Origin of the sequence: Streptomyces sp. NPDC026206 (genome assembly GCF_040638465.1) — a bacterium.
Classification (GTDB): domain Bacteria; phylum Actinomycetota; class Actinomycetes; order Streptomycetales; family Streptomycetaceae; genus Streptomyces.
Window position 1 is genome coordinate 229415 of the sequence record NZ_JBEZYL010000002.1, and the last position, 26986, is coordinate 256400.

Genomic DNA, 26986 nt, shown 5'->3' on the forward strand with positions numbered 1-26986 from the left:
TCGCGCCCCAGGTGGCGTCCTCTCTCCACAGCGGACGGTATCCCTGGAGTTTGCCGTCAGGTCCCGTGTAGAGCGCGTACAGGTGCCGCTGCAGCGGCTGATGGCGCAGCGGCTGCCGCTGCCGGCCAGGCCGCCGCGCGTGCCTACTCGGCTGCCGCAGCGGCTGCCGGCAATGCCAGTGAGGCGTCGACGGCCCGTCAGGCGGCCCAGGCCGCCCGGGATGCCGCCGCTGGCGCTCGGACCGCAGCTGCCGCCGCCTCTCACGCCGCTGATGCGAGCGTCGCAGCCGGTGCGTCTGGCGCCGCCGCCGCCCGTGCCGCGCAGAACGCCGCGGCGGCGGCCGAGGCATCGGCCGAGGCCGGCAGTTCCGCCGGCGATGCCAGTGCTCAGGCAGAGCGGGCTCGCGAGGCCGCCAGTGTCGCCCGCAGCGCGGCCGCCACGGCCACCTGGGCGGCCGGCCGAGCCCAGTCGCTCGCCAACCAGGCAGCTACCGCTGCCCGTGAGGCACACCGGGCTGCCAACAGCGCCGCCGAGCACGCGGACAAGGCTGCCGCTGCTGCTGACAAGGCAGCCGATGAGGCAGGCAAGGCCCAGGATTGGGCAAACAAGGCCACAGATCACGCCAATAAGGCCAACGAGGCTGCCCAGGCGTCGTCCGAGGCGGTGGCGCAGGCCCAGAGCGTTGAGAAGCTGGCCCGCGAGAGTGAGAAGGCCGAGCTCGACGGGGACACAAAGCTTGCCATCGAGGAGGCCAAGGACCTCAAGAAAGACGACCAGAGTGAGCGGAACCAGCAGCGGGAGCTGCAGAAGCAGGCTGGTGCCACCGACGAGGCGACCAAGCAGCTGCTGACCAAGGCTGCTGTGCCCGAAACCGACGCCAAGACGGTGGTTGAATTCGGTCGCAAGGCCGCTGTCAACCTGATGGACAACACGGGCATCTGGACTCGTCAGGCTGCTCAGGACGCTTTGGCTGGGACTGACGACGCCGTTGCCACCTGGGTGAAGTCGGGTTATCGGCAAGCTGTGCGCCAGGACCAACGGGAGAAGGTTCTCGCTCTCGCGAAGGTTGGCGGTCCCGCTCTGGCGGAAGCAGCACAGAAGACGCTGGAGAGCCGGGACGCCGAGCGAATTGAGAAGTTCCTCGCAGAGGGTGCGTACGACGTTCAGGTCGAGGACTACCGGCTCCAGGTCCTCAAGCTCATGAATGGCGCGGGTAGGTCAGTTGTCGAGGCCGGTGACGCGGCTTTGAAGAGTGGCACCGTCAAGGCGCTGCACACCTTCCTGGTCGATGGCTACCGCGAGGCCCAGGTCGAGGACGACCGGTTCGAGACTCTCAAGGTCATGCACAACGGCGGCCCCAAGGTGCAGGCCGCTGCTCAGGTCGCGATGGCCGGGCCTGCCTGGATGCAGCACGAGTTCGTGACCCGTGTCCAGCACAAAGCGGCCCAGCAGGACCTGGACACCGCCACCCACGTGGCCGCTGTGCGCGCGATGATCGCCAATGCTGCAGGCGACGCCGCTCGGGCGAACGAAAACGCGGCTCTGGCCTACGAGGTGGCCAAAAAGGCTCAGGACAAAGCAAGGGAAGCCGGGGAGTGGGCCGACAAGGCCCGTGCATGGGCCAACGAGGCCAAGGGTTACGCCGCCGAGGCGCAGAAGAAGGCTCATGAGGCCGATGCGTCGGCGGCGTCGGCGGCATCCTCCGCTCAGAAGGCGAAGGCCGCCGCAGCCACCGCTCAGCAAGCCAGCCGACAGGCCAACTATTCGGCCAGTCAAGCCACGGCCTCTGCCGAACAGGCTGCCGCATCGGCGAGTAGCGCGCAGTCATCGGCAGCCAGCGCCAGTCAGTCTGCCGCTGCCGCCGGCAAGGACGCCGCAGCAGCCTCCGCAGCCGCCACCGAAGCCCGCAATATTGCGGATGAGAAGTACCAGGCTGAACAGATCGCCGCTGCAGCCAAGGCGGCACAGGAAGCGAAGGAAAACGCCAGCAAGGGCGTCAACCCCGCCGACGATCCCAAGAACGACACTCTCGACACGCCAGGCAAGGGCTCTGCCGGTGGTGACGGCAAGGGTGACCCCCACAAGGACGCGAAGGCGTGGGCGAAGGGCCTCTCTGTAGCGAGTGCGGCCACGGGCATCGCTGCCACCTACGCAGAGAAGATGCCGTTCCCCCAGGCACAGGCCCTTGGTCGTGGGCTCAGAGTCACATCGGACGTCCTGGCGCTGGGAAGCGCGGTGGCGACCGGCATGGCCTACGGTTTCACCAGCGATGAGTTCCAGAAATCTCTCGGCAAGTTCGCGTTGGGTAGAGTGTTCAGCGGCATAAATAAGACGTATGTGGCTGCAGGAGCTTCGGGGCGTGTGGCGGGAATGATGAGGAAGGGGCGGACTCTCGTCTCTGACATCATAAAGATTTTCTGATCATTTCCGGCTGGAGTGATACCTCGCAGGGCCGGTTGGGCCGGCCCTGCGAGGTCAAGGAGTACACCATGCATCCCCCCTCTCTTCCCTTGTCCGCTTGGTGGATCATCTCCGTCCTTGCGACGGCGATATTTTGCGCGTTTTTCATTCCGCTCATGCCGAGCAGAAAAGTCAGGATTCAAATCTGCTCGGCTCCGCCGATGGCGATGGCATTCGGTGTTGCCTGTTCTCTCGTTGAGCCTATGAATGCCGAAGTGTTGCTTCCGCTGTACTGCGCTGTAACGTTGGCGTTTGTTCTTGGGTTCCTTGGGCGTCAGGAAGACGTGAGACTAGGTGCTATCGAATACGAAAAGCACGGGGATCAGGCCGAGGTCAAGGGGTCTTCGGGTCTGTATGTGCAACTTGTGCTGGCGCTTGTGGTCATGACAGCAGCTGGTATTTGGCTTTCCTCGGCGGCATGGTGAACGGGCCTGTGCGCCGCTATCCAATCCGTATGCTCACCGCCCTCCCCAGCGGGGCGAGCGCCCCGCAGTTTGCTCCTCAGACTCGTGTGAAGCCCTCCAGCCCAGCGGCTGGAGGGCTTCACTGCTCTCCGGAAGACCCCAGCAGCTCCACCTCCGCCAGCCGTCTCTCCGTGCCCTGCGCCACCAGCCTGTAGTGCGCGTACGTCGCCGCCGCCCGGACCTCGAAGGCTCGGGTCTGGTGGTTCCAGGTGAAGGGCTCGCCCGAACGGCGGTCCACGTCCGTCCAGTGCGCGCCGTCCGGGGAGCCCTGGAGGGTCCAGGCGGACGGGGCCCTGGTGCGGTCCGAGGACGTGAGGGTGTACGTCGTCACCCGGGCGTCGTGGGCCGTTGTCAGTGCGGCCGTCGTCAGCGGTCCGTCCGTGCCCGAGCTGTTGTCCGTCAGGGCCGAGTCGCCGGGGAGTGTCACGTCCCGCTGGGGGGCCGGCACCTTGTCGTCCTTGGTGATCGACGTGGGGGCGGCGCGCTCGGACGTGGCCCAGTTCGACGGGGTCGGGCCCATGGCGAACTCCAGGGTGGCGCCCTTGGTCAGGACGGAGTGGGGGAGGGCTGTGGAGTCCCAGGAGTGGCCGTTGACGCGGAGGGACTGGACGTAGAGGTTGCGGGCGCTGTTGCGGGGGGCCTTGATGACCAGGTCGCGGCCGCCTTCGAGGTGGACGGTGGCCTTGGTGAAGAGGGGGGCGCCGATGGCGTACTCGCCCTGGCCCATGACCAGCGGGTAGAAGCCGAGGGTGCTGAAGACGTACCAGGCCGACATCTCGCCGTTGTCCTCGTCGCCCGGATAGCCCTGGCCGATCTCGCTGCCGAGATAGAGGCGGGAGAGGACCTCGCGGACCTTCTCCTGTGTCTTCCAGGGCTGCCCGGCGGCGTCGTAGAGATAGGCGATGTGGTGCGAGACCTGATTGCTGTGGCCGTACATGCCCATCCGGACGTCGCGGGCCTCGGTCATCTCGTGGATGACGCCGCCGTAGGAGCCCGCGAACTCCGGCGCGCCCGTCTCGGGGGTGGCGAAGTAGGTGTCGAGCTTCTTGGCCAGGCCGGTGCGGCCGCCGTGGAGGTTGGCGAGGCCCCGGGTGTCCTGGGGTGCGGTGAAGGCGAAGTTCCAGCCGTTGGTCTCGGTGTAGTCGTGGCCCCAGACACGCGGGTCGTAGGAGCCCGGCGGCAGCCGCCAGTTGCCGCTCTCGTCCTTGCCCTGGAAGAAGCCGGTCCGGGAGTCGAAGAGTCCGACGTAATTGCGGGCCCGGTTGAGGAAGTAGCCGGACTCCTCGCGGTAGCGGGGCTTGTGGGTCTTCTCGTAGAGCGCCCGGCCCATCTTCGCGAGGCCGAAGTCGTTGAGGTAGCCCTCCAGCGCCCAGGACGTGCCCTCGCGGATCCTGGTGCTCGTGTAGCCGAGGAAGACGGAGGTGTCCATGCCCTTGCGGCCGGTGCCGGGGTCGTCCGGGGCGACGGTCGCGTTCTTGAGCGCGGCCTCGTACGCCGCCTCGGCGTCGAAGGCGACGCCCTTGACGTAGGCGTCGGCGAAGGCGACGTCCGAGCTGGTGCCGGTCATCAGGTCGGCGTAGCCGGGGGAGGACCAGCGGGAGATCCAGCCGCCGTCCTTGTACTGCTGGACGAAGCCGTTGACCAGCTTGCCGGCCAGCTTGGGGGTGAGGAGGGAGTAGGCGGGCCAGGCCGTGCGGTAGGTGTCCCAGAAGCCATTGTTGACGTACACCTCGCCGTCCACGATCTTCGCCCCGGTCGTGGCCGGGGTGTTCTCGCCGGCGGGCGGGGAGAAGGGGCTGGCGTAGCGGGGGCGTGGGCGGCTGGCGGTGCCGGTGTTCTCGTGGCCGGAATTGGGATAGAGGTACAGGCGGTAGAGGCTGGAGTACAGGGTGGTGAGCTGGTCGCGGCTCGCGCCCTCGACCTCGACGCGGCCCAGGAGCGCGTCCCAGGCGGCACGGGCCCGGTCGTGGACCCGGCCGAAGGAGATGTCCGCCGGGATCTCCTGCTTGAGGTTGGCCTTCGCCTGGTCGACGCCGATGAGGGACGTCGCCAGGCGCAGGGTGACTGTACGGTCCCGGCCCGGGGCGAAGCGCATATAGCCGGTGACGCCGTCGGCACCGTCACCTCTGCTCTTGCCGTCCCCCTTGACCTTGCCGCTCGCGGTGACGGGCATGTCGAAGACGCCGTAGACGAAGAGGCGGCCGGCGCCCTTGGACAGCCCGCTCCTGACGTCCGAGTAGCCGGTGAAGGAACGGTTGGCGGGATCGAGGGTCAGACCGCCCTGGTTCTTGACGTTGTCAAGGATGACGCTGGCGTTGTCACCCGGAAAGGTGAAACGCATCATCGCGGCATGGTCGCTGGGGACGATCTCGGCCTTCAGGCCGTTCTCGAAGGTGACGCCGTAGTAGTGCGGCTTGGCGCTCTCGCGGGAGTGCCGGAAGGGGAGGGCGCGGGCGGTGCGGGAGGCGGAGGGGGTGTCGGGGGCCACCGAGGGCATGACCTGGAAGGTCTGCCGGTCGCCCATCCAGGGGCTCGGCTCATGGCTGGCGCTGAAGGCCTGGACGGTGGGGAGGTTGTCGGGATTGTTGGTGGCCGCGTACTGGTAGAGCCAGTCCCCCGAGCCGGCGTTGGTGACGGGGGTCCAGAAGTTGAATCCGTGGGGGACGGCGGTGGCGGGGAAGGTGTTGCCGCGTGAGAAGTTCGAGCTGGAATGGGTGCCGCGCGTGGTGAGGGCCCAGTCCGCCGGGTGGGCCGGGGGTTTCTCCTGGGGGGCCGGGGCGATCGAGATGTCGTCCACCCAGCCGCGGAATTTCGCGGGCCCGGCCGGCGAGTCGTACGCGACGAGGACGCGTTCGACGGTCTTGCCCGCCGCGACGGCGCCGATAGGCGACTCCTTGTTGTTCCACTGGTTGACGTACAGCGTCCGGGAAGCGGCCTGACCCTGCGGTGTCAGCCGCGCGCCGTGCTGGTCGACGGCGCCGAGATCGCTGAGGTAGGTGCCGTCGGTGAAGGCGAGGTCGATCGAGACATGGGTGGCGGGGTAGCGGGCGTCCCGTTCGGGCATGGAGGGGAAGACCTTGTACGACAGCAGGGTCCTCGGCGTGACCTTGGTGTGCACGCTGAAGACCTTGTTGTACGAATAGCCGCGGCCCGTGGCCAGGTGCATGCCGCCGTAGCGCAGCGCATGGGTGCCGGTGAAGCCCACACGGGCCTTGGCCGTGGGGGAGCCGGTCGGGCCACGGTCGATGTGGCTGCGCATGTCGGCGGGCGGGGGAGTGCCGTCGCCGTCGATGGCCAGCTGCACCTCGGCGAGCTGGAGGACCGGCTCGCCGCCGTTACGGGTTATCTCCAGGCGGTACTGCCGGTGGGCGGTGGTGCCCGCGAAGGAGAACTCCCGCGTCTGCAGGCGGTTTTCGAAGACCTCGTCGTGGCGGGCGTCGAGGGCCGTCCAGGTCTTGCCGTCGTCGGAGCCCTTGAGCGTCCAGTCCCGGGGGTCGCGGCCGGGAGTGTCGTTCGCCGAGGTCAGGGCGTAGCGGACGGCCTTGACCGGCTGCGCCAGCTCGAATTCCAGCCAGGCGGTGCGCTCGAAGTCGAGCCATTTGGTCGCGCTTTCGCCGTCGATGAGGTTCTCCTTCACCTCCCCCGCCTCGGTGTGCTCCCCGCTGGCGCGGACGGCGGTGACCCGGTCGGTGACATTGCCGGGGATGCCGCCCGTGTCGTCGCCGTCGACCCCCGCGGACCGCCTTCGGCCGTCCGGGCCGGTCTCGACGGCGTTGCGCCAGTCGGGCTGCTGCTCGCCGGCCTCGAAGGACGAGGCGAAGCTTTCGGTCGCGGTGTCCTTGGGCCCTTCGGGCGATGCCGACACGGAGGGACCCTGCGTGATCTGAGCGACCGTCATCAGTACGGTGGCCAGGACGAGGGCCGCGGGGCGGGCGCCTGTGCGCCGGCGGCGGTGTCCGAGTCCGATTCGCATCCCTTGCCTCTCCACGAAGCTGCCTCCACGAAGCCCACGAAGCCACGAAGCAACGAAGCCCACCGAAGCCGACAACGTTGTCACCCGAGTCGCGCAGTGATAAGTAGGGCGTGAGACATCAGTGGTGTCAAGGGTCTCGGGCTGGTGTCGCGCAGCATGCGCTGATGGGGCGTCACTGATCGGCCGCCGGGAGCCATGAGGTCTCAACTCGGGAAAGACTGGCGGTCAAAGGCGCTCTCGATCTTGCCCAGTTGATCGGAGTGGACTATACCTGTCGGCGTCCGGGGTGGCCGTAGTCCGCCGCGCGGACCCGGGGGAGAGCGGCGAGGCGCACGCCGCGGGGGACTTCACTCCGGTGCACACCCAGCACCACGCTTCAACTGACCCGCGGTGTCGGGCCCTTCGGCGGTTGGCGAGTTCGCAAGGGGAGACCGCTACACCGCCTGAGTCCTGGAGAAGGCGAGGACTTGAGCATGGGATCCACCCCGGAATTCAGCCGGCGCGAGATGATCAGGCGAGCGGCGGCGGTCGGACTGATCGCGGTCCCGGCGATGAGCGCGCTGAGCGCCTGCGCGAGCGGCGACAGCGGCGGTGACGGCGGCAAGGTCGACAAGGGCAGGAAGAGCGAGAAGAACCCGCTCGCGGTCAATGAGAGCGCACCGCTCGACGTCGTCATCTTCGACGGCGGGTTCGGCCAGCAGTACGCCAAGGACGCCGAGGCCGAGTACAAGAAGGCGTTCCCGGACGCCACGGTCAAGCACTCCGCCACCCAGGAGATCCAGACCCAGCTCCAGCCCCGCTTCAACGGCGGCACCCCGCCCGACCTCATCGACAACTCCGGTGCCAAGCAGATGGACATGGGCACCCTGGTCGGCAAGAAACAGCTGACCGATCTCAACGCCCTGCTGGACGCCCCCTCCTACGACGACCCGGCGAGGAAGGTGCGCGACACCCTGCGCCCTGGCGTCGTGGAAATGGGCCAGTTCGACGGCAGCGAGACGTGGATCCTGTACTACGCCTACACCGTCTACGGCGTCTGGTATTCGAGGACCAATCTGCAGAAGCTCGACGCGCAGTACCCGCAGACCTGGGAGGAGATGCTCAAGGTCTGCGAGACGGCGAAGAAGAAGGGCATCGCCGGCTGGACCTACCCGGGTAAGCACCCGTATTACCTGCCGTTCAGCCTCTACCCCTTCATCGCCAAGATCGGCGGCGTGGAGGTGCTGAACAGGATCGACAACCTGGAGCCGAACGCCTGGAAGGACCCGGCCGTCAAGGCCGCCTTCGAGGCGTACTACGAGCTCTACAAGAAGGGCTATATCCTCCGCGGCACCCCGGGCCTGACCCACATCGAGTCGCAGACCGCCTGGAACGAGGGCAAGGTCCTGTTCATCCCCAACGGCTCCTGGGTGGAGAACGAGTCCAAGAAGACCACTCCCCAGGATTTCGGGATGGCGGTCGGCGCCCCCTCCAGCCTCGACAAGAGCAGCGACAAGATGCCGTTCGGCACCCTCTGGGCCTCCGGCGGCGAGCCCTTCGTCGTGCCGAAGAACGCCAGGAACCCGCAGGGCGGCATGGAACTGCTGCGCGTCATGCTCGGCAGGAAGTCCTCGCAGAACTTCATCAAGTCCGTCTCCTCGCTCACCTCCCTCAACGGCGGCACCGAGGGTCTCACCCTGCCGCCGGGCCTGGCCTCCTCGCAGGAAGCACTCACCAAGGCCGGCAAGAACGTCGTCAATCCCCGGATCCAGGACTGGTACGTCGCCCTGCAGAAGGAGAAGATCGGCGTGGGGGCCATCGGCGAGATGATGGCCGGCCGGCTGACGCCCGACGAGGCGATCAGCAAGATCCAGCGCTTTGCCGACGACACCGCCAAGGACAGCGCCATCAAGAAGTACAGGCACAAGTGAGCCTCGTACCACCAGCGGCGGCACCCGTGGGAGAGGGGCCGGCAGAGGTCCGGGAAAGGATCGGGGTCGGAAGGCATGCAGCACGGTAAGTACCGCTTCATCGCGGGATTCCTGATCCTGCCTCTGGCGATCTACGGAATCTTCGTCATCTCGCCGTTCGTCCAGGCCGTGTACTACTCCTTCACGGACTGGACCGGACTGAGCTCCGACTTCCGGATGACCGGGTTCGACAACTACCAACGCCTCTGGAACGACGAGGTGTTCTGGACATCGGTGGGACACAACGTCCTGCTGCTGTTGGTGCTGCCGCTGGTGACGCTCGGGCTCGGCCTGTTCTTCGCGTTCATGCTCAACGTCGGCGGCCGGCGCAGGAAGAACGCGGCGGTGGCGGGCGTACGCGGCTCGGGCGTCTACAAAATCGTCTACTTCTTCCCGCAGGTGCTCTCGATCGCCATCGTCGCCCTGCTGTTCCAGTTCGCCTACAACCCCAACAGCGGTGCCCTGAACTCCTTCCTGAGCGCGATCGGCCTCGACTCCCTCCGGCCGGAATGGCTGGGCGACCCCTCCCTCGCGCTGTGGTGCGTCATGGCGGTGATGGTCTGGAGCAACGTCGGCTTCTACGTCGTGCTGTTCTCGGCGGGCATGAGCTCCATCCCCAGGGACTTCTACGAGGCCGCCCTGCTCGACGGCGCCACCCGCGTCCAGACCTTCTTCCGGATCACCCTGCCGCTGCTGTGGGACACCGTCCAGACCGGCTGGGTCTACATGGGGATCATGGCGCTCGACTCGTTCGCCGTCGTGCAGATCATGACCGTGGGGCCGGGCGGACCCGACTACTCCACCGAAGTGCTGTCGTTCTACCTCTACACCAAGGCGTTCCGGGACGGGCAGGCCGGATACGCGACGACGCTCGGCGTCGCCCTGCTCATCGTCACCCTGATCTTCGCGGGCATTGTCATGAAGCTCGGCCGTCGCGAGCGGCTGGAGTACTGATGGCCGCGGGCACGGATTCCACCGAGGGGAGCGGCACTGTGACCTCGCGCGCCGGCAGGCCCGGCACCGACTCGCCCCGCGGGCGCATGGGCAGTGAGGGCACGGTCCTCAACGTCTTCTCGCACGGCATCCTCGCGCTGTGGGCGCTGATGGTGACCCTGCCGCTGCTGTGGGCCGTGATGAGCGCCTTCAAGACGGACAAGGAGATCTTCACCTCCCCCTGGGCGCTCCCCGCCGGCCTGCACTTCGGCGCCTGGAGCCGCGCCTGGTCGCAGGCGCACATGGGCGAGTACTTCCTCAACTCCGTCGTCGTGGTGGCCGGTTCCCTCGCTGGCACCATGCTCCTGGGCTCGATGGCGGCCTATGTGCTGGCCCGCTTCGACTTCCCCGGCAACCGCTTCATCTACTTCCTCTTCGTCGGCGGGATGAGCTTCCCCGTCATCCTGGCGCTCGTCCCGCTGTTCTTCGTGATGAAGAACATGCAGCTGCTCGACACCTACCACGGGCTGATCCTGGTCTACATCGCCTATTCGCTGCCGTTCACGATCTTCTTCCTCAGCGGCTTCTTCCGGACCCTGCCCAGCTCCGTCGCCGAGGCGGCACTGATCGACGGGGCCTCGCACACCCGCACCTTCTTCCAGGTGATGCTGCCCATGGCCAAGCCGGGCCTGATCAGCGTCGGCATCTTCAACTTCCTCGGCCAGTGGAACCAGTACCTGCTGCCCACGGTGCTCAACGTCGGCGACGACGGCAAGAAACTGCTGCCGCAGGGACTGGTCGCGCTCGCGGTCAGCCAGGGGTACAAGGGGGACTGGTCCGGGCTCTTCGCGGGGCTGGTCATGGCCATGCTGCCGGTCCTCGCCGCGTACATCGTCTTCCAGCGCCAGGTCCAGGCGGGGCTGACGGCGGGTGCCCTGAAGTAGCCCGGCGCCGCGCCACCGCCGGGCGCCCCGGAGCAGCCGGGCCGCCCGGCGGGCTCACGTCAGGGTGAACCAGACCGCCTTGCCCGCGCCCTGCGGAGCCGGGGAGACCCCCCAGGCCGTGGCACAGCCCTCGACGAGGGTGAGCCCTCGGCCCGACTCGTCGTCGACCCCGGCGCCGCGCCGCGCGGGGACCTGTGAGCCGACGTCGTGGACGTCGACGCGCAGGGTCCTGGAGCGGCAGCTGAGATGGACGGTCACCGGCGACTTCGCGTGCACCACGCCATTGGTGACCAGCTCCGTGGCGAGCAGGCAGGCGGTGTCGGCGAGGTCCGGGCGGCCGTGCCGCTGCAGCGCCAGGCGCAGCGAGCTCCGGACGACGCTGATCATCCAGGTCTGCGCCGGGATGCGGAGTGTGTACCACCAGTCGGCGCCGGACAGTTGAGGGTCCTCGCACATGCTCGGGGCTCCGTTCGTTCTTGCCGCGGAAGCACCCCACTATCGGGCAGGAGCACCGGGACGGTTCCCGGGCCGGGTCCGGGGCGCTCCGCGCCCGGCGGTGGTTATGTCGGATGAACATGCCGCAGAGCCGCTTGAGTGCGGACAAGCCCAGAACTGTCGGGTGGCACCCGGGTGAGCTGTGGATTCGCCCGTTCGAGCTACCCGGCCTCCCGGCGCGCGCCCCCCCTCGGCGCCGGGCGCGGTGGCCCGCTCCGTACGATATGGGGTCGGCACGGGCCCCGGCGCGAGCCCGGCGCGGGGCCCGGCGGATCTCGGTACGGCAACGGTGCGGGAGCCGGGATCGGCGTCAAGCCCTTGACGGGATGCAACCCGGGCAGCTCAGCTTAGAGTTCACATGTTGTATGGATGGCCGGGCTCCAATGCTGTAGTCCGGCCCACGGGGCGGCGGTCGTGCCGCCCCGGTGAGGCGGGAGTGGATGGGCGTGGAGACTCCGGGGTCGCAGTCATCGCTGCACCGGGCCAACCTGGAGCGGGTCGTGCGCGCGGTGCGCATGGCAGGGTCGCTCACCCAGGCGGAGATCGCCCGGTCCACCGGGCTCTCGGCCGCCACGGTCTCCAATATCGTCCGGGAGCTCAAGGACGGCGGAACGGTCGAGGTCACCCCCACCTCCTCCGGGGGCAGGCGGGCGCGCAGCGTCTCCCTGTCCGGTGACGCCGGCATCGTCGTAGGGGTCGATTTCGGGCATACCCATCTGCGGGTGGCCATCGGCAACCTCGCCCACCGGGTGCTGGCCGAGGAGGCCGAGCCGCTGGACGTGGACGCCTCCGCCGCGCAGGGCCTGGCACGTGCGGAGCACCTGGTCACCAGCCTGGTCAAGGCGGCGGGCATCAGCCCCGGCAAGATCGTCGGGGTGGGTCTCGGCGTGCCGGGGCCGATCGATGTGGAGTCCGGGGTGCTCGGCTCGACCGCGATCCTGCCGGGCTGGGCCGGCACCAACCCCCGCGACGACCTCGCCGCCCGCCTGAACGTGCCGGTCCACGTCGACAACGACGCCAACCTCGGCGCCCTCGGCGAGCTGGTCTGGGGCGCCGGGCGGGGGGCGCGGGACCTGGCCTACATCAAGGTCGCCAGCGGCGTCGGCTCCGGCCTGGTGATCAACGGGCAGATCTACCGGGGGCCGGGCGGCACCGCGGGCGAGATCGGCCACATCACCCTGGACGAGTCGGGCCCGGTCTGCCGGTGCGGCAACCGCGGCTGCCTGGAGACCTTCACCGCGGCCCGCTACGTCCTGCCGCTGCTCCATTCGGCCCATGGGGCCGACCTGACCATGGCGCGGATGGTGCAGCTCGCGCACGAGGGCGACCCGGGCTGCCGGCGGGTGATCTCGGACGTGGGGCGGTACATCGGCAGCGGTGTGGCGAACCTGTGCAACCTTCTCAATCCCAGCCGCGTCGTCCTCGGCGGCGACCTCGCGGACGCGGGCGAGCTGGTGCTCGCGCCCATCCGCGAATCCGTCTCGCGGTACGCCATTCCCAGCGCCGCACGGCAACTGGAGGTCGTGCCGGGCGGCCTGGGCGGCCGGGCCGAGGTGCTGGGTGCACTGGCGCTCGTACTCAGCGAAATGGGCGATTCGTCGCTGTTGGACGAGACACTGCCCGCGCACGCCCCCACACTGAATCGATAGCGTTCGCCGCCGCTTCCCGGGCGGCGCTCTTGAGTTCAAACAGATAACGAATGGCATCGTTGCCATCTCGTTAAGAATTTACTTCTTGACGCTTCCTTGGCGGCCGAGTTGACTTCCAGCCACCTCGGCCGCAACGGCGCGGCCTCGTCAGGGAGGTATCTGCAATATGAATTCGCATCTGCGTCGTGCGGTTGTGACCATGGCCGCGGTTTCGATGGCCGCCGGACTGGCGGCGTGTGGCAGCGCCAAGGAAGCCGGCGACGGCGGGGAGAAGAAGAAGGACAAGAAGGGCCCGCTGACCATCGGGCTCCTTCTCCCGGAGAACCAGACCGCGCGTTACGAGCGGTTCGACAAGCCGCTGATCGAGAAGAAGATCAAGGAACTGGCGGGCGCGGACACCGTCGTTCTCTACGAGAACGCCAAGCAGGACGCCTCGGTCCAGCAGCAGCAGGTCGACACGATGATCACCAAGAAGGTCGACGCGCTGATCGTCGACGCGGTGGACGCGAAGTCGATCGCGAGCTCGGTCAAGAAGGCCACCGACAAGGGCATCCCCGTCGTCGCCTACGACCGGCTGGCCGAGGGCCCGGTCAGGGCCTACACCTCCGTGGACAACGAGCGCGTGGGCAAGATCCAGGGCGAGTCGCTGCTCAAGGAGCTCGGCGACAACGCCTCCAAGGGTCAGATCGTGATGATGAACGGCGCGATCACCGACCCCAACGCCAAGCTGTACAAGCAGGGCGCCCACTCCGTGCTCGACGGCAAGGTCAAGGTCGGCAAGGAGTACGACACCAAGGAGTGGAAGCCGGAGAACGCCAACGAGAACATGAAGGGCGCCGTCTCCTCGCTCGGCAAGGACAACATCGTCGGCGTCTACTCCGCCAACGACGGCATGGCCGGCGGCATCATCACCGCCCTCAAGAGCGCCGGCTTCGACAAGCTCCCGCCCGTCACCGGCCAGGACGCCGAGCTCTCGGCCGTCCAGCGGATCCTCTCCGACGAGCAGTTCATGAGCGTCTACAAGCCGTACAAGCCCGAGGCCGACGCCGCCGCCGAGCTGGCCGTCGCCCTTGCCCAGGGCAAGGGCGTCGAGGATTCGATCGCCAAGTCCACCGTCGACAGCGGCAGCCAGAAGAAGATCCCCGCCGTCATCGTCACCCCCTTCGCGCTGACCAAGTCGGACATCGGCCAGTACGTCGGCAAGGAGGGCTTCTTCAACCTGAACGAGATCTGCACCGAGAAGTACAAGGCGCAGTGCGACCAGGCCGGACTGAAGTAAGCCCCACAGGCTGCCGCCGGTCACGGCGGTGAAGGAGATGATTCACGTGTCCGCTACGCCCGTGCTGGCGTTGCGCGGAATCTCCAAGCGGTTCGGTGCCGTCCAGGCGCTCACCGACGTAGAGCTGGAGATCCACCCCGGCGAGGTGGTCGCCCTGGTCGGCGACAACGGCGCCGGCAAGTCCACCCTCGTCAAGACCATCGCCGGAGTGGGCCCCGCCGACGACGGCGTCGTCGAGTGGGAGGGCAGGCCCGTCACCGTCGACCGGCCGCACGCCGCCCAGGAACTGGGCATCGCGACCGTCTACCAGGACCTCGCGCTGTGCGACAACCTCGACGTCGTCGGCAACCTCTTCCTCGGCCGCGAGATCGTGCGCGCCGGGGTGCTGGACGAGGTCGAGATGGAGCGCCGCGCCCGCGAGCTGCTCTCGACCCTCTCCATCCGCATCCCCAGCGTCAGGATCCCGATCGCCTCCCTCTCGGGCGGCCAGCGGCAGACCGTGGCCATCGCCCGCTCGCTGCTGGGCGAACCCAAGGTCGTCATCCTCGACGAGCCCACCGCGGCGCTGGGCGTCGAGCAGACCGCGCAGGTCCTGGACCTGGTCGAGCGGCTGCGCGAGCGGGGCCTGGGCGTCATTCTCATCAGCCACAACATGGCCGATGTGAAGGCCGTCGCCGACCGGGTCGCGGTCCTGCGCCTCGGCCGCAACAACGGCACCTTCGATGTCCGGACGACCTCCCAGGAAGAGATCATCTCCGCCATCACGGGCGCGACGGACAACGCTGTCACCCGCCGCAAGGCACGCACGACCGCGGAGGGCGAGAAGTGACCACCAACCTGTCCAAGGACGAGAGCCCGGAGCCGCGGGAGACACCGCCCGCCGCCGAGGCCGCCGTCACCGCGGTCGACCCGCGCCTGCTGGTCCGGGAGGAGGGCTTCGCCGGCTACTGGAGCGAATTCCGGCGCAAGCTGCGCAGCGGCGAGCTGGGCTCGCTGCCCGTGGTCGTGGGGCTGCTCGTCATCGGCCTGGTCTTCCAGCTGCGTGACCCCGCCTTCCTGGGCGCGGAGAACCTCTCCAACCTCTTCGTCACCGCTGCCGGCACCGGTCTGATCGCGGTCGGCATCGTCTTCGTGCTGATCCTCGGCGAGATCGACCTGTCCGTGGGCTCGGTCAGCGGCCTGGCCGCGGCGATCTTCGCGGTGCTCAACGTCAGCAACGGCATGCCGGAGTGGCTCGCCTTCGTCCTGGCGATCCTCTCCGGCGCGCTCGTCGGCGCGCTGCACGGGTTCTTCTTCGCCCGCATCGGCGTGCCCGCGTTCGTCGTCACCCTGGCCGGCCTGCTCGGCTGGAACGGCCTGATGCTGCAGGTGCTCGGCTCCAACGGCACCATCAACCTCGACGACTCCGGGCTGGTCGCGGGGCTGACCAACCACTACTTCAGCGACGTGGCCGCCGCCTACGGGCTGGCCGCGCTGAGCGTCGTGGGGTTCTTCCTGGTCTCCCTGCGCGACAGCAGGCGGCGCGAGGCGGCCGGCGTCCCCAGCCGCCCGCTCAGCGAGCTCGTACTGCGCACGGCAGCCCTGGCGGTGCCCGCCTTCGTGGTGGCGTGGCTGCTCAACCAGTACAAGGGGCTGCCGCTGGCTGTGGTGATCTTCCTCGGGGTCGTGGTCGCGCTCGACTTCGTGCTGCGCCGCACCTCCTACGGGCGGAAGGTCTTCGCCCTCGGCGGCAGCGTCGAGGCGGCCCGCCGGGCCGGCATCAACGTCGCCGCGATCAGGATCTCCGTCTTCGCGCTCTCGGGCACGATGGCGGCGCTCGGCGGCATGTTCCTGGCCTCGCAGATCAACGCCGCGAACCAGTCCTCGGGCGCCGGCAGCCTGCTGATGAACGCCATCGCGGCGGCCGTCATCGGCGGCACCAGCCTCTTCGGCGGCCGGGGCAAGACCTGGTCCGCGCTGCTGGGTGTGCTGGTGATCCAGTCCATCGCCTCCGGCATGGCCCTGCTGGGCATCGCCTCGGCCGTCCAGTACATGATCACCGGCGCGGTGCTGCTGGCCGCCGTGGTCATCGACTCCGTCTCCCGCCGGACCCAGAAGACCGCCGGACGGGCGTAGTCTCGTACGTACGAACGGGTGGGCCCCGACCGGTGAAGGTCGGGGCCCACCCGTTCGCTTTCGGGCGGTTTGGGGCTCTGGTCGGCCATTCGCGTGAGGTTGGTCGCATCACCCGTTCATCGCCACGGCGGGCGGAACATTAGACTCGACGGATCTAGAAGCATTTCGATGAGCTTCTGCAGCTTCTGCAAGCCGACAGCTCGATGAAGGAGGCACGGGTGGCCCTGCTGACCCGCATCAGGGAACCGCGCGATCTGGACCGGCTGACCCCGGAGCAGCTCGACCGGCTGGCCGCGGAGATCCGCACCTTCCTCGTCGACGCCGTCTCCAAGACCGGCGGGCACCTCGGGCCCAACCTCGGTGTGGTCGAGCTGACCATCGCCCTGCACCGGGTCTTCGACTCGCCCAAGGACAAGATCCTCTTCGACACCGGCCACCAGGCCTACGTCCACAAGGTCCTCACCGGCCGCCAGGACTTCTCCCGGCTGCGCGCCAAGGGCGGCCTGTCCGGCTACCCCTCGCGCGCCGAGTCCGAGCACGACGTCATCGAGAACAGCCACGCCTCCACGGTGCTCGGCTGGGCCGACGGCCTCGCCAAGGCCAACCAGGTCCTGGGCAAGGACGACCACGTCGTCGCCGTCATCGGCGACGGCGCCCTGACCGGCGGCATGGCCTGGGAGGCGCTGAACAACATCGCCGTCGCCAAGGACCGCCCCCTCGTCATCGTCGTCAACGACAACGAGCGCTCCTACGAGCCCACCATCGGCGGCCTCGCCAACCACCTCGCCACGCTGCGCACCACCGACGGCTACGAGCGCTTCCTGGCCCGCGGCAAGGACCTGCTCGAGCGCACCCCGGTCCTCGGCAAGCCCCTCTACGAGACGCTGCACGGCGCGAAGAAGGGCCTGAAGGACTTCATCGCCCCGCAGGGCATGTTCGAGGACCTGGGCCTGAAGTACGTCGGCCCGATCGACGGCCACGACATCGAGGCGCTGGAGTCCGCGCTCCAGCGCGCCAAGCGCTTCGGCGGCCCCGTCCTCGTGCACTGCCTCACCCAGAAGGGCCGCGGCTACAAGCACGCCGAGCAGAACGAGGCCGACCGCTTCCACGGCATCGGCGCCATCCACCCCGACACCGGCCTGCCTCTCGCGTCCGGGGGCGCCAGCTGGACCTCGGTCTTCGCCGACGAGATGGTCGAGCTCGGCCGCGAGCGCGAGGACATCGTGGCCATCACGGCCGCCATGATGCAGCCGGTGGGCCTGGGCAAGTTCGCCAAGGAGTTCCCCGAGCGGGTCTACGACGTCGGCATCGCCGAGCAGCACGCCGCCACCTCGGCCGCCGGCCTCGCCACGGGCGGCCTGCACCCGGTCTTCGCGGTCTACGCCACCTTCCTCAACCGCGCCTTCGACCAGGTCCTGATGGACGTGGCCCTGCACCGGTGCGGCGTCACCTTCGTCCTGGACCGTGCGGGCGTCACCGGCGACGACGGCGCCTCGCACAACGGCATGTGGGACATGTCGATCCTGCAGGTCGTCCCCGGCCTGCGCATCGCCGCCCCGCGCGACGCCGACCAGGTCCGCGCCCAGCTCCGCGAGGCCGTCCAGGTCAAGGACGCGCCCACGGTCGTGCGCTACTCCAAGGGCACCGTCGGCCCCGCCGTCGAGGCCGTCGGCCGCGTCGGCGGCATGGACGTGCTGCGCCGCCCCGCGCAGGGCACCACCCGGCCGGACGTCCTCATCGTCTCCGTCGGCGCGCTCGCCCCGATGTGCCTGGAGATCGCCGGCCTCCTCGACAAGCAGGGCATCTCCTCGACCGTCGTCGACCCGCGCTGGGTCAAGCCCGTCGACGAGGCGCTGCCCGGCCTCGCCGAGCAGCACCGCGTCGTGGTCACCGTCGAGGACAACGGCCGCGTGGGCGGCGTCGGCGCGGCCGTGGCGCAGGCGCTGCGCGACGCGGGCGTCGACCTGCCGCTGCGTGACTTCGGCATCCCGCCCCGCTTCCTCGACCACGCCTCCCGCAAGGAGATCATGGCGGAGATCGGGCTCACCGCCCCCGACATCGCCCGCCAGGTCACCGGGCTCGTCGCCAAGCTGGACGGCCGCTTCGACCAGGCGGCCGCAGCAGCCGAAACGGCCGGGGCCGAGGAGTCCACGAAGTCGAACGAGCCCGTCGAGGCCGTACGCGACTGACGGGCCGTCAACCCCCCTGCCGCTCCCTTCCGCCGTGCCCGAGGGCCGGCCGGTCACCCCTCCGGGTGGTCCGGTCGGCCCTTCGGCATGGATGCGCCTGCCCTCCATCGGGTGAATCCTGGAGAGGGTGGCTGTGGCCGCCCGGGTACGGCCCGGATCATCGCGGACACTCGATCGGTTTCAGGAGGACGAGTGACGCCGAGCAGCGTGGAGGTGAGCCGATGAGCACAGAGCAACCCGTCCGAGGCAGCGGCCGCGGCCGGAGCGGTATGTTCCGGACCAAGACGGTGGAGCAGTCCATCCAGGACACCGAGGAGCCGGAACACGCGCTCAGGAAGGACCTCTCCTCCCTCGACCTCACCGTGTTCGGCGTCGGCGTCGTCATCGGCACCGGCATCTTCGTGCTCACCGGCAAGGTGGCCAAGCAGAACGCCGGCCCCTCGGTGGCACTGGCCTTCGTGCTCGCCGGCATCGTGTGCGGGCTCGCGGCGCTGTGCTACGCCGAGTTCGCCTCCACCGTGCCGGTCGCCGGGTCCGCGTACACCTTCTCGTACGCCTCGCTCGGCGAGCTGCCCGCGTGGATCATCGGCTGGGACCTGATCCTGGAGCTGGCGCTGGGCTGCGCCGTGGTCGCCGTCGGCTGGTCCGGATACATCCGCTCGCTGATGGACAACGCCGGCTGGCACCTGCCGGGCCCGCTGACCGGTCCGCACCACGGCGACTTCGGCTTCGACCTCCTCGCCTGCCTGCTGGTGCTGGTACTGACGGGCATCCTCGTCGCCGGCATGAAGCTCTCCTCGCGGGTGACGGCGGTCGTGGTCGGGATCAAGGTCACCGTCGTCCTGATCGTCATCATCGTCGGCGCCTTCTTCATCACCGGTGCCAACTACGAGCCCTTCGTCCCGCCCACGCAGAGCGCCGAGGGCGCCGGCGGGGTCGCCGCCCCGCTCATCCAGCTGATCTTCGGCTTCACCCCCTCCCACTTCGGCGTCATGGGCATCTTCACGGCCGCCGCGGTCGTCTTCTTCGCCTTCATCGGCTTCGACATCGTCGCCACCGCCGCCGAGGAGACCCGCAACCCGCAGCGCGACGTGCCGCGCGGCATCCTCGGCTCGCTCGCCATCTGCACCGTGCTGTACGTGGCCGTGTCCATCGTCGTCACCGGCATGCAGAAGTACACCGAGCTCTCCACTGACGCGCCGCTGGCGGATGCCTTCAAGGCCTCCGGGCACCCCTTCTGGGCCGGCCTGATCAGCTTCGGCGCGGCCGTCGGCCTCACCTCGGTCTGCATGATCCTGCTGCTCGGACAGAGCCGGGTGTTCTTCGCGATGAGCCGCGACGGGCTGCTGCCGCGCTTCTTCTCGACGGTCCACCCGCGCTTCGGCACGCCCTACCGGTCGACGATCCTCCTGGGTCTCGTCGTCGCCGTCGTCGCCGGCTTCACCTCGATCGACGTGCTGGCCGAGCTGGTCAACATCGGCACCCTCTTCGCCTTCGTCGTCGTCGCGATCGGCGTCGTCCTCCTGCGCCGCGCCCGCCCCGACCTGCCGCGGGCCTTCCGCACCCCGTTCGTGCCCACCGTCCCCGTGCTGTCCGTGCTGGCATCGCTGTGGCTGATGCTGAACCTGCCGGCCGAGACCTGGCTGCGGTTCGCCGCGTGGATGGTCCTCGGCGTCGTCGTCTACTTCCTCTACGGCCGCCGCTCCAGCCGGGTGGGCGCCGGCCCGCACCGCCCGGAGCCGCCTACGGTCTGACGGCCCGTCCGGCCCGTCCGGCCTGCCCGGGGCCCCGCACGGCCCCGGGCCCTACGGCCGTACCGCGCGCGGCCCCGTCACCTCGGCGCCCAGGGCCGTCACCCGCGCCCGCAGCCCGCGGTCGGCGGTGACGACCACGCAGCGCCGGCCCGGCTCGCGAGCGGCCACCACCTCCACGACGCGGTCGTCGCCGCTGCCGTCCGCCGCCTCCACGCCTACGCCCGGCACGGAGGCGAGAGAGCGCGCCGCCCCCTCCACCACCAGCACGACCTCCGGCGGCCCGGCCAACGGCGGGGTCACGGCCCCCGCCGGCAGCCCGTCCGCCGCACAGCCGACGAGACGGTCACGCAGCCTCGCGGCCGCGCCCAGCCGGTCGCGCCACCAGCCGTCGGGCACGCTGCCGACGACATTCGCGGCATCCACGACAAGAAGAGCAGCTGTCATGGCGACAGCCTCGCACGCGGTGGCAGGCCCGGAATCCGGGGACCGCCACAGTGTTATCGTCGAGGGCCCACAAACAGGGCCCAGGGTCCAAGAGAGGCTGGTCAGCGAGTCATGGCAGTGCGGACGGCCACCACCACCGGCTGGTTGCTGCGAGGCAAGGACGGCCGCCTGACGGCCTACGCCCCGGCCCCCGGCGGCATCGTCCGCTGGACCGAGACCCGCCCCGGTGGCCCCGAGTGGAGCGGCCCGCAGCGGTTCGAGGTGCCGGGCCTGGAGCCGTACGTCTCCATAGCCCAGAACGCCGAGGGCTACGTCTTCCTCGCCGGAGTGCGCCGCCGCGCCCATGAGGACGGCCGGGCCGAGACCGACGTCGTCTACGCCACGCAGTTCCAGTCGGGCCGCGCCCTGACCAACTGGCGCTCCATCGGCACCCCCTACGGCCAGGACTGGGAGCGCGCCGACCAGATCGGCGCCCCCACGGCGGTGGCGGACGGCGTGGGCCTGCACCTCTACTTCCGCAACGCCGGCCGCGGCGTGAGCGGGCGGCGCCAGGACGCCCGGGGCATCTGGGGCCCGTGGCTGGACCTGCACGGCAGCCGCGTCCTCGACACGGGGGCCGCGGGCGTGAGTGCCGACGGGCGCGTCGAACTCCTCGCCTCCACCGCGGACTGCGTGCTGCGCTGGCGTCAGGAGGAGCCCGGCGGCCCGCTGCAGCGTGTCCCCGACACCTCCGCCAAGTCCCTGACCGGTTCCTTCACTTGCGCCCCGGCGGACGACGGCCGCGTCGACCACTTCTGGCGCGCCGAAGCGGACTCCGTCCTGCACGTCCAGCACCCCGCCGCCCCCGCCGGCCAGGACAGTGCCGAGGCCCCCGCCCCCATCGCCCTGACCTCCCTCGGCACCGACGGCACCGGCCCGGTCGCCGTCCTGCGCACCACCCTCGACGGCCAGGACTGCACGGTCCTGGCCCAGCGCTCCGCCTCGGGCCTGCCGGCCGTCGCCGCGTACGCCACTCAGGAGCAGGCCCCGGCCGACGCCTCGTGGTCCGAGACCGGCGAGGAGTGCGTGGGCGTCCCCGCGCTGGCCCTGGACGCCGCAGGCCGCGTGGTCGCGGCCGCCCTCGCCCCGGACGGCACCCTGCGCGTGGCGCGCCAGCGCACGGACGCGAGCGGGCTGGCGCTGGGGGACTGGGCGCGGGTGTAGGGGGCAGGGGCCGGGCGGCCCCTGCCGGTTCAGAGCCGCTTCGCGCTGCGCAGCCCCGCCGCGTAGAAGCCGTTGCCGTCGAGGCGGGCCGTGCCGCCCTTGTCGCCGAAGGTGGGGCCGTTGGCCTCCTCGCGGCTGGAGAGGAAGCGGGGCTTGCCGTCGGTGTCGAGCCCCATGTAAATGCCGACGTGGTCGAGCCGGTCGCCGGTGCGCTTGTCGATCTCGAAGAAGACCAGGTCGCCCGGCTGCAGCTTGTCGATGGCCTCGGGACGCTTGCCGTTCAGCTCCAGCACCGGCACGCCGGGGGCCAGGCGGGCCATGCCGTCGGCGGTGCGGGGCAGGCCGTCGCCCTTGACGTCCTTGCCCAGCAGCGGATAGCGGGCGCGGTAGCCGAAGACCGTACGGACGAAGCCCGAGCAGTCCATGGCACGCAGCCGCTGGGGCTCGGGGCGCTCCACGGTGCCGTCCCGGAAGGTGTAGGGGATGCCGAGGTAGTCGTAGAAGTCCGACTGCTCCAGGCGCATGTCGCCGGCCCCGGAGCCGGCCGGGTTGATGGGGCCGAACTGGGCGTCACCCGCATAGACGACGCCCCGGACGTCCTTCTTCTGGGGCGAGCCGTCCAGGTACTCCATGGAGATGGCGAGGACGTCCGGCTCCTTGCCGCCGAGGCTCCTGTCGAACCAGTCCTTGAACCAGGGGGCCTTCTCCGAGCCCTCCTTCCACGCCTCCGGCAGCAGCCGTACCCAGCTGTCGGTGACCACCTTGGCGGAGGTGAACTTGGGCTCGGTGAAGGTGCGGCTGGGGCCGGTGAGCACGGCGGTGCGGGCATTGTCGGTGAAGGTGGCCAGGACGCCGCCGTCGGCGGAGCGGACGACCGTACGGGCCGGGCCGGCCAGCCGCTCGAAGCGGCGTTCACCGGCCGGGACGGCCTTGCCACCGGAAGCGCCGGACCCGGCGCCCACGGACTCGACCGGCGGTGCCTTCTCCTGCTGCCGGTCGCGCAGCTCCACGGTCAGGTAGGCGCTGGTACCGAGCAGGCCGAGCACGACAAGCGTCTGCAGCGTGCGGCGGCCGCCCCGGCCCCCGGCCTTCCTCCGGGCCTTCGGCTTCCTGCGTTCCGTTGACTTCCGGGACATGGGTCTGCGCTCCGTCGGGGAAAGGGGGGATCAGGCGGTGGGCATGAAGCCGAGCAGGATCCCGGCGGTCAGGACGACGTAGTTGGCGAGCGACACCGTCCCGGTGGCCAGCAGGGTCGCACCCCGCGGCTGGCGCACCAGCTGGTAGGCGATCAGGCCGGGGACGATGAAGCCGAGGGTCTGGTTGGCGTACATCAGCGGGAACTGCTGCTGGAGGATGACGAACAGCGTCGCCTGCAGCACCACGCCGGTCAGCACGACGGCCGCGAACAGCCGCTTGCCGTAGAGGATCACGTAGCGCTGCAGCAGCAGCGTGCCCAGGTAGGTCAGGACGGTGATGCCGACGACCATGGCGGCGCGCTGGAGGTCCTCGACCAGGGTGAGGGCCAGCCAGCCGGGGGTGATCATGCCGCCGGGGGACAGGTTGGTCGTCAGGTAGCAGACCAGCGAGAACAGCAGGCCGAGCGCGATCCCGATGGCGGCGATCTCCGGGGTGAGGACGGCGGGGATCAACGGAGGTCTCCTGTGGTCTGCTCTTGCGTTACGTCGTCGGAGTGCAGCTCGGCCAGCCGCTCCAGCAGCAGCTCGCCCTGGCCGTGGATGTTGCCGATGGCCACCAGCGAGGCGCCGGGGCCGAGGCGGCCGAGGATCTCCCGTTCCAGCTCGGCCGCGTCGCGGCGGTCACCGCCGAGGTCCACGACCCGGTCCCGCCACGCGGCGGGGATCGCGTCGTGCGCGCTCCTGGTGGGGTGGCCGATGAGGAAGACCGAATCGGGTGCCAGCCGGGGGATGATCTCGCCCATCTGGCCGTTGCGCTCGACACGGTCGGGGCGGCAGTTGATGAGGACGTGCAGCGGGCGTTCGATGGCACCCAGGCTCAGCAGCTGCTCGACGTTCATCAGCGTCGACTCGGGGTCGTTGGCGGCGAAGATGTTGGCGAAGCGGAACGGCATGCCCTCGGGCGTGAGGCAGCGCTCCACGGACAGCACGCCGGGGTCCGGCGGCGCGTCGTACATCCCCTGCAGCGCGGTGGCCCGGTCGACGCCCAGGAGCTCGGCGACGGCGAGGGCGATGGCGACGTTCTCCTTGAACGTGAACCAGCTGAAGCCGCGCAGCTCGGCGTCGCTGACCGTCTCCGGGTCCACGGCGATCAGCCGGCAGTCGCGCTTTTCGGCCTCCTTCCGGAGGATGTGCAGCCGGTCGGCCTCGGCCGTCACACAGATCCCGCCGTGCGGCATGGACCGGCTCAGGGAACGGGCCACGTCGTCGAGGGTCGGGCCCATCTCCGCCAGGTGGTCCTCGCGGACGTTGCACAGCACGCCGATGGTGGAGCGGATCAGCTTCGTCTGGTTGACCTCCTGCAGCGCCGGCATGACGGCCATGCACTCGATCACCAGGGCGTGCGGGCGGTACGCGGCGGCGCGCCGCACGATGCCGATCTGCTCGACGACGTTGGCGATGCCGAACTTGCGGTAGACGGGCTCCTCGGTGGCGTCCGGGTGGATGAAGCGGGCCGCGGTGCCGGTGGTCTTGGCGACGGTGACCAGCCCGCCGCCGCGCAGCGCGCCGGCGCACAGGCGGGTGATGGAGCTCTTGCCGCGGATGCCGTTGATGAGCACCCGGGTGGGGATCATCTCCAGGTTGGTGAAGTGGCGGCGCTGCTCGATGACCCCGGCGGCCAGGACGACGGCGCAGCAGATCACGAGGACCGTGTAGAGGAAGAGCACGCGGGGTCAGTTCCTTCCGGAGGGTCGTGCCAGCCGCTGCCGGATCAGCTCCAGGTTGCGTACGACCGCGCCGACCTCGTCGTGGTGCTGGGGGAAGAGCACGGTCTTGCGGTCGCCGCCCGCCAGCGCCTCGGCCCGGTCGGCGAGGGCGCGCAGCGGGCGGACGACGACGATGTGCAGCCAGCCCAGGCAGGCCACGGCGGCGGTCACGCCGAGCAGCCCGGCGAGCATGGTGTGCCGCTGGGCGGTGTACTCGGGCAGCTCCAGCCAGGAGGTCGGCTGGGAGCTGACGACCTGCCACTCCAGGTCCCGGACCGCGCCGCCGCCGGTGAAGGGGGCGGCGGCCGCGATGTCGGAGGAGCCGGTGGAGCGGTGCAGGACGGCGGTCCCGGTGCTCTTCCCGCTCTGCTTGCGGGCGGTGTCCACGAGGTCGTCGAGGTGGCCGGAGGGCAGCTTGGCGAAGGCCCGGAAGCCGTGGCCCCGGTCGGCGGCGATGATGCGGTGGCCCTTGTCGACCAGCCAGACCTGGCCCAGGCCGGGCCGGGTGACCATCGAGATCAGGAACTGCGGGTCGTACTCGCCGACCACCACGCGGCCCTTGCCGCCGGGTACGGCCGCGTAGGCGGCGACGGCGGGCTCCTTGCCCGAGGTGTTGAGCTGGGCGACGCCGTCCTCGTGGGGCGGCCTGCCGGCCGGGTGGCGGGGGGAGTCGCCGGCGCGGGAGAGGATCCTGCCCTCGCCGTCGATCATGTAGACCGCGCGGTAGCGGCCGTGCTCGCGCAGGGTCCTGTCGAGAACGGCCCGCTCCGCGCTCTCGGCTTCCTTGCGGTCGGCGTCGTCGCCGCGGGCGCCCGCGGCGACGGTCTGCGCGGCCGAGGCGACGTCGGCCCAGCCTTCGTTGAGCGCCTTGCGGACCCGGTCGGAGGCGGTGTCGGTGCGGCGGCGCTGGTCGTCGACGAGCTGCTGGGGCACGGAGACCGAGCTGCCGGCCCGGTTGAGGAGGAGCAGCAGCGGCGCCGCCCAGGCCAGGAGGATCAGCGCGCACACGATGACGGTGCTGCGGGTGCCGAAGCCGCCGCGCGCCCGGCCGGTGCGGGTGGGCCGGCCGCCCTGCAGCTGGCCGCGCAGGCTCTCCAGGGCAGCGGCGATCCGGGCGGGCTCGCGGCCCTTGAAGCGGGGCAGGGGGCGGTCCGGTTCGCCCCGGGCGAGCCTGCGGCTCTCCAGGTACAGCCGCAGCAGGGGCCGCTGGACCGTACGCAGCAGCACCCAGCTCACCAGCAGGGCCAGGACGAGCAGGATGCCCGCCGCGACGAGACCGAAGGCCTGGGTGCGTACGACCGTCGAGTCGTCGGTGACCCTGACCGAGGTGATCACCGACAGGCCGAGGGTGCCGGCCGCGCTCGTCTCGCCCGGCGTGCGGCTCGCGGCGGCGTAGCCCACGGCCGTACGGACGTCACCGCGCACATCGCCCATGAGGTGGCCGCTGGCACCGGGGTGGCCGCCGGGCTCGGGGGTGTCGGCCCAGTCGGCGGCGGCGGTCCGGCGGGCCTGCCTGGCCCAGGACTTGCGGGCCACGGACGGGCCGTCGCTGGCCAGGACGGTGCCGGCGGAGTCGACGACCAGGAGGGAGCGGTTCTCGCCGGAGGAGATGCCCGGCACGTTCAGGGTGCCGGAGGCCACGAGCAGCCGGGTCGCGGCGCCGCCGCGCAGGACGGCCACGACGAGCATGCGGGTCTCGCCGGACGGCAGCTTCACCAGCCGGGGACCGAGAACGTCCTTACCGTCCTTGCTGTCCTGGTTGTCCTTGGCGTCCTTCTCGGCCGGCCCCTTCAGGACGGTCGCGAGCGGAATGTTCTCGCCGCGCGCGGCGAGCAGGGTGCCGCCGGCCGGGTCGACGACGGCGATGCCGCGCCACTTGTTGTAGACCTTGCCCAGGGTGTCCAGGACGGTGTCGGGTGCCGCGGCTTCGGCGCCGCTGAACTGCGCCGCGGCGCGCTCCAGGTCGGTGATGCTCTCGTCGAGGGACGCCCGCAGCGACAGGGCGCCGTCCTCGGCCACGTGCTGCTGCGAGGTGAGGACGGCCGTGTCGATCACCGCCCGGTCGCGGTCGCCGAGCACCAGCGCCGTCGTGCCCGCGACCGCCAGCAGCAGCGCCAGCAGGGCCGCTATGGGGGGCCGGGCACCGCCCAGCAGGGGCATGTCGGCGCGGCGGCGGGCCTTGCGCCGGCGCGAGCCGCGCGAAGCGGGCAACAGTCTTCCTCTCGGTCGCGGC

Annotated in this window: 19 protein-coding genes; 12 read left to right on the forward strand and 7 right to left on the reverse strand. The window is 70.1% G+C overall.

From position 1 onward, the window contains the following. Positions 1–663 precede the first annotated feature (663 nt). Both AB0F13_RS04515 and AB0F13_RS04520 read left to right on the forward strand, forming a co-directional pair. The gene (locus AB0F13_RS04515) at positions 664–2421 is read left to right on the forward strand and encodes an ALF repeat-containing protein (protein WP_362075037.1); all 1758 of its coding nucleotides are present in this window, start codon (positions 664–666) and stop codon (positions 2419–2421) included. A gap of 68 nt (positions 2422–2489) precedes the next feature. Beyond that, positions 2490–2885, forward strand: coding sequence for a hypothetical protein (locus AB0F13_RS04520; RefSeq protein ID WP_362075040.1), 396 nt, complete (start codon positions 2490–2492; stop codon positions 2883–2885). A 118-nt stretch (positions 2886–3003) separates the two neighbouring features. Here the strand turns inward: AB0F13_RS04520 and AB0F13_RS04525 are convergent, their stop codons facing one another. Continuing rightward, the gene (locus AB0F13_RS04525; protein WP_362075042.1) at positions 3004–6897 is read right to left on the reverse strand and encodes a GH92 family glycosyl hydrolase; all 3894 of its coding nucleotides are present in this window, start codon (positions 6895–6897) and stop codon (positions 3004–3006) included. A gap of 473 nt (positions 6898–7370) precedes the next feature. Here AB0F13_RS04525 and ngcE point away from each other — a divergent pair, with 473 nt between their 5' ends. The 3 genes from ngcE to AB0F13_RS04540 all read left to right on the forward strand — a co-directional run bounded on the left by ngcE (position 7371) and on the right by AB0F13_RS04540 (position 10723). Beyond that, a complete protein-coding gene (gene ngcE, locus AB0F13_RS04530; RefSeq protein WP_362075045.1) occupies positions 7371–8807 on the forward strand; it encodes an N-acetylglucosamine/diacetylchitobiose ABC transporter substrate-binding protein in 1437 nt (478 codons plus the stop codon). 75 nt (positions 8808–8882) lie between these two features. Continuing rightward, positions 8883–9800: a sugar ABC transporter permease gene (locus tag AB0F13_RS04535; protein WP_362075048.1), complete on the forward strand. Its 918-nt coding sequence runs from the start codon at positions 8883–8885 to the stop codon at positions 9798–9800. Beyond that, positions 9800–10723 (forward strand): carbohydrate ABC transporter permease, encoded by a 924-nt coding sequence (locus AB0F13_RS04540; RefSeq protein WP_362075051.1) that lies wholly within the window; start codon positions 9800–9802, stop codon positions 10721–10723. Before AB0F13_RS04535 ends, AB0F13_RS04540 begins: the two co-directional genes overlap by 1 nt. A gap of 54 nt (positions 10724–10777) precedes the next feature. On the opposite strand, the gene AB0F13_RS04545 is transcribed toward AB0F13_RS04540, so the two are convergent. Continuing rightward, positions 10778–11179, reverse strand: coding sequence for an ATP-binding protein (locus AB0F13_RS04545; RefSeq protein WP_362075054.1), 402 nt, complete (start codon positions 11177–11179; stop codon positions 10778–10780). A gap of 485 nt (positions 11180–11664) precedes the next feature. Here AB0F13_RS04545 and AB0F13_RS04550 point away from each other — a divergent pair, with 485 nt between their 5' ends. From AB0F13_RS04550 to AB0F13_RS04575, 6 genes are all read left to right on the forward strand, one after another. Then, a complete protein-coding gene (locus AB0F13_RS04550) occupies positions 11665–12867 on the forward strand; it encodes an ROK family transcriptional regulator (protein WP_362075057.1) in 1203 nt (400 codons plus the stop codon). Between the two features lie 166 nt (positions 12868–13033). After that, positions 13034–14146: a substrate-binding domain-containing protein gene (locus tag AB0F13_RS04555; protein WP_362075060.1), complete on the forward strand. Its 1113-nt coding sequence runs from the start codon at positions 13034–13036 to the stop codon at positions 14144–14146. Positions 14147–14183: 37 nt separating this feature from the next. Beyond that, entirely contained in the window at positions 14184–14975 is a 792-nt protein-coding gene (locus tag AB0F13_RS04560) for an ATP-binding cassette domain-containing protein (RefSeq protein ID WP_362075063.1), read from the forward strand. Next, complete coding sequence (locus AB0F13_RS04565) at positions 14972–16261, forward strand: sugar ABC transporter permease (protein ID WP_362075066.1); 1290 nt, start codon at positions 14972–14974, stop codon at positions 16259–16261. Before AB0F13_RS04560 ends, AB0F13_RS04565 begins: the two co-directional genes overlap by 4 nt. A 218-nt stretch (positions 16262–16479) precedes the next feature. After that, on the forward strand, positions 16480–18450 hold the full coding sequence (dxs, locus tag AB0F13_RS04570) for a 1-deoxy-D-xylulose-5-phosphate synthase (RefSeq protein WP_362075069.1): 1971 nt from the start codon (positions 16480–16482) through the stop codon (positions 18448–18450). 221 nt (positions 18451–18671) lie between these two features. Then, a complete protein-coding gene (locus tag AB0F13_RS04575; RefSeq protein ID WP_362075072.1) occupies positions 18672–20204 on the forward strand; it encodes an amino acid permease in 1533 nt (510 codons plus the stop codon). A gap of 51 nt (positions 20205–20255) precedes the next feature. On the opposite strand, the gene AB0F13_RS04580 is transcribed toward AB0F13_RS04575, so the two are convergent. Next, entirely contained in the window at positions 20256–20648 is a 393-nt protein-coding gene (locus tag AB0F13_RS04580) for an NTP pyrophosphohydrolase (protein WP_362075075.1), read from the reverse strand. A 111-nt stretch (positions 20649–20759) separates the two neighbouring features. On the opposite strand from AB0F13_RS04580, the gene AB0F13_RS04585 reads away from it, so the two are divergent. Next, positions 20760–21851 carry a hypothetical protein gene (locus tag AB0F13_RS04585; protein ID WP_362075078.1) on the forward strand — a complete coding sequence of 364 codons (1092 nt, stop codon included), beginning with the start codon at positions 20760–20762 and terminating at the stop codon, positions 21849–21851. Positions 21852–21880: 29 nt separating this feature from the next. Here AB0F13_RS04585 and AB0F13_RS04590 read toward each other — a convergent pair whose 3' ends face one another. From AB0F13_RS04590 to AB0F13_RS04605, 4 genes are read right to left on the reverse strand one after another with little or no spacing between them, the layout of a single operon-like run. Then, on the reverse strand, positions 21881–22987 hold the full coding sequence (locus tag AB0F13_RS04590) for an NlpC/P60 family protein (RefSeq protein ID WP_362075081.1): 1107 nt from the start codon (positions 22985–22987) through the stop codon (positions 21881–21883). Between the two features lie 30 nt (positions 22988–23017). After that, complete coding sequence (locus AB0F13_RS04595; RefSeq protein WP_362075084.1) at positions 23018–23500, reverse strand: poly-gamma-glutamate biosynthesis protein PgsC/CapC; 483 nt, start codon at positions 23498–23500, stop codon at positions 23018–23020. Continuing rightward, complete coding sequence (pgsB, locus tag AB0F13_RS04600; RefSeq protein WP_362075087.1) at positions 23497–24714, reverse strand: poly-gamma-glutamate synthase PgsB; 1218 nt, start codon at positions 24712–24714, stop codon at positions 23497–23499. Before pgsB ends, AB0F13_RS04595 begins: the two co-directional genes overlap by 4 nt. A 6-nt stretch (positions 24715–24720) precedes the next feature. Continuing rightward, positions 24721–26964 (reverse strand): HAMP domain-containing protein, encoded by a 2244-nt coding sequence (locus AB0F13_RS04605; protein ID WP_362075090.1) that lies wholly within the window; start codon positions 26962–26964, stop codon positions 24721–24723. Positions 26965–26986 lie beyond the last annotated feature (22 nt).

Excerpts from the sequence above, each read along its gene's own strand:
- AB0F13_RS04520 (WP_362075040.1), top strand. The coding sequence starts at position 2,490 with ATGCATCCCCCCTCTCTTCCCTTGTCCGCTTGGTGGATCATCTCCGTC.
- AB0F13_RS04525 (WP_362075042.1), bottom strand. The coding sequence starts at position 6,897 with ATGCGAATCGGACTCGGACACCGCCGCCGGCGCACAGGCGCCCGCCCC.
- ngcE (WP_362075045.1), top strand. The coding sequence starts at position 7,371 with ATGGGATCCACCCCGGAATTCAGCCGGCGCGAGATGATCAGGCGAGCG.
- AB0F13_RS04535 (WP_362075048.1), top strand. The coding sequence starts at position 8,883 with ATGCAGCACGGTAAGTACCGCTTCATCGCGGGATTCCTGATCCTGCCT.
- AB0F13_RS04540 (WP_362075051.1), top strand. The coding sequence starts at position 9,800 with ATGGCCGCGGGCACGGATTCCACCGAGGGGAGCGGCACTGTGACCTCG.
- AB0F13_RS04545 (WP_362075054.1), bottom strand. The coding sequence starts at position 11,179 with ATGTGCGAGGACCCTCAACTGTCCGGCGCCGACTGGTGGTACACACTC.
- AB0F13_RS04555 (WP_362075060.1), top strand. The coding sequence starts at position 13,034 with ATGAATTCGCATCTGCGTCGTGCGGTTGTGACCATGGCCGCGGTTTCG.
- AB0F13_RS04560 (WP_362075063.1), top strand. The coding sequence starts at position 14,184 with ATGATTCACGTGTCCGCTACGCCCGTGCTGGCGTTGCGCGGAATCTCC.
- AB0F13_RS04575 (WP_362075072.1), top strand. The coding sequence starts at position 18,672 with ATGAGCACAGAGCAACCCGTCCGAGGCAGCGGCCGCGGCCGGAGCGGT.
- AB0F13_RS04580 (WP_362075075.1), bottom strand. The coding sequence starts at position 20,648 with ATGACAGCTGCTCTTCTTGTCGTGGATGCCGCGAATGTCGTCGGCAGC.
- AB0F13_RS04585 (WP_362075078.1), top strand. The coding sequence starts at position 20,760 with ATGGCAGTGCGGACGGCCACCACCACCGGCTGGTTGCTGCGAGGCAAG.
- AB0F13_RS04590 (WP_362075081.1), bottom strand. The coding sequence starts at position 22,987 with ATGTCCCGGAAGTCAACGGAACGCAGGAAGCCGAAGGCCCGGAGGAAG.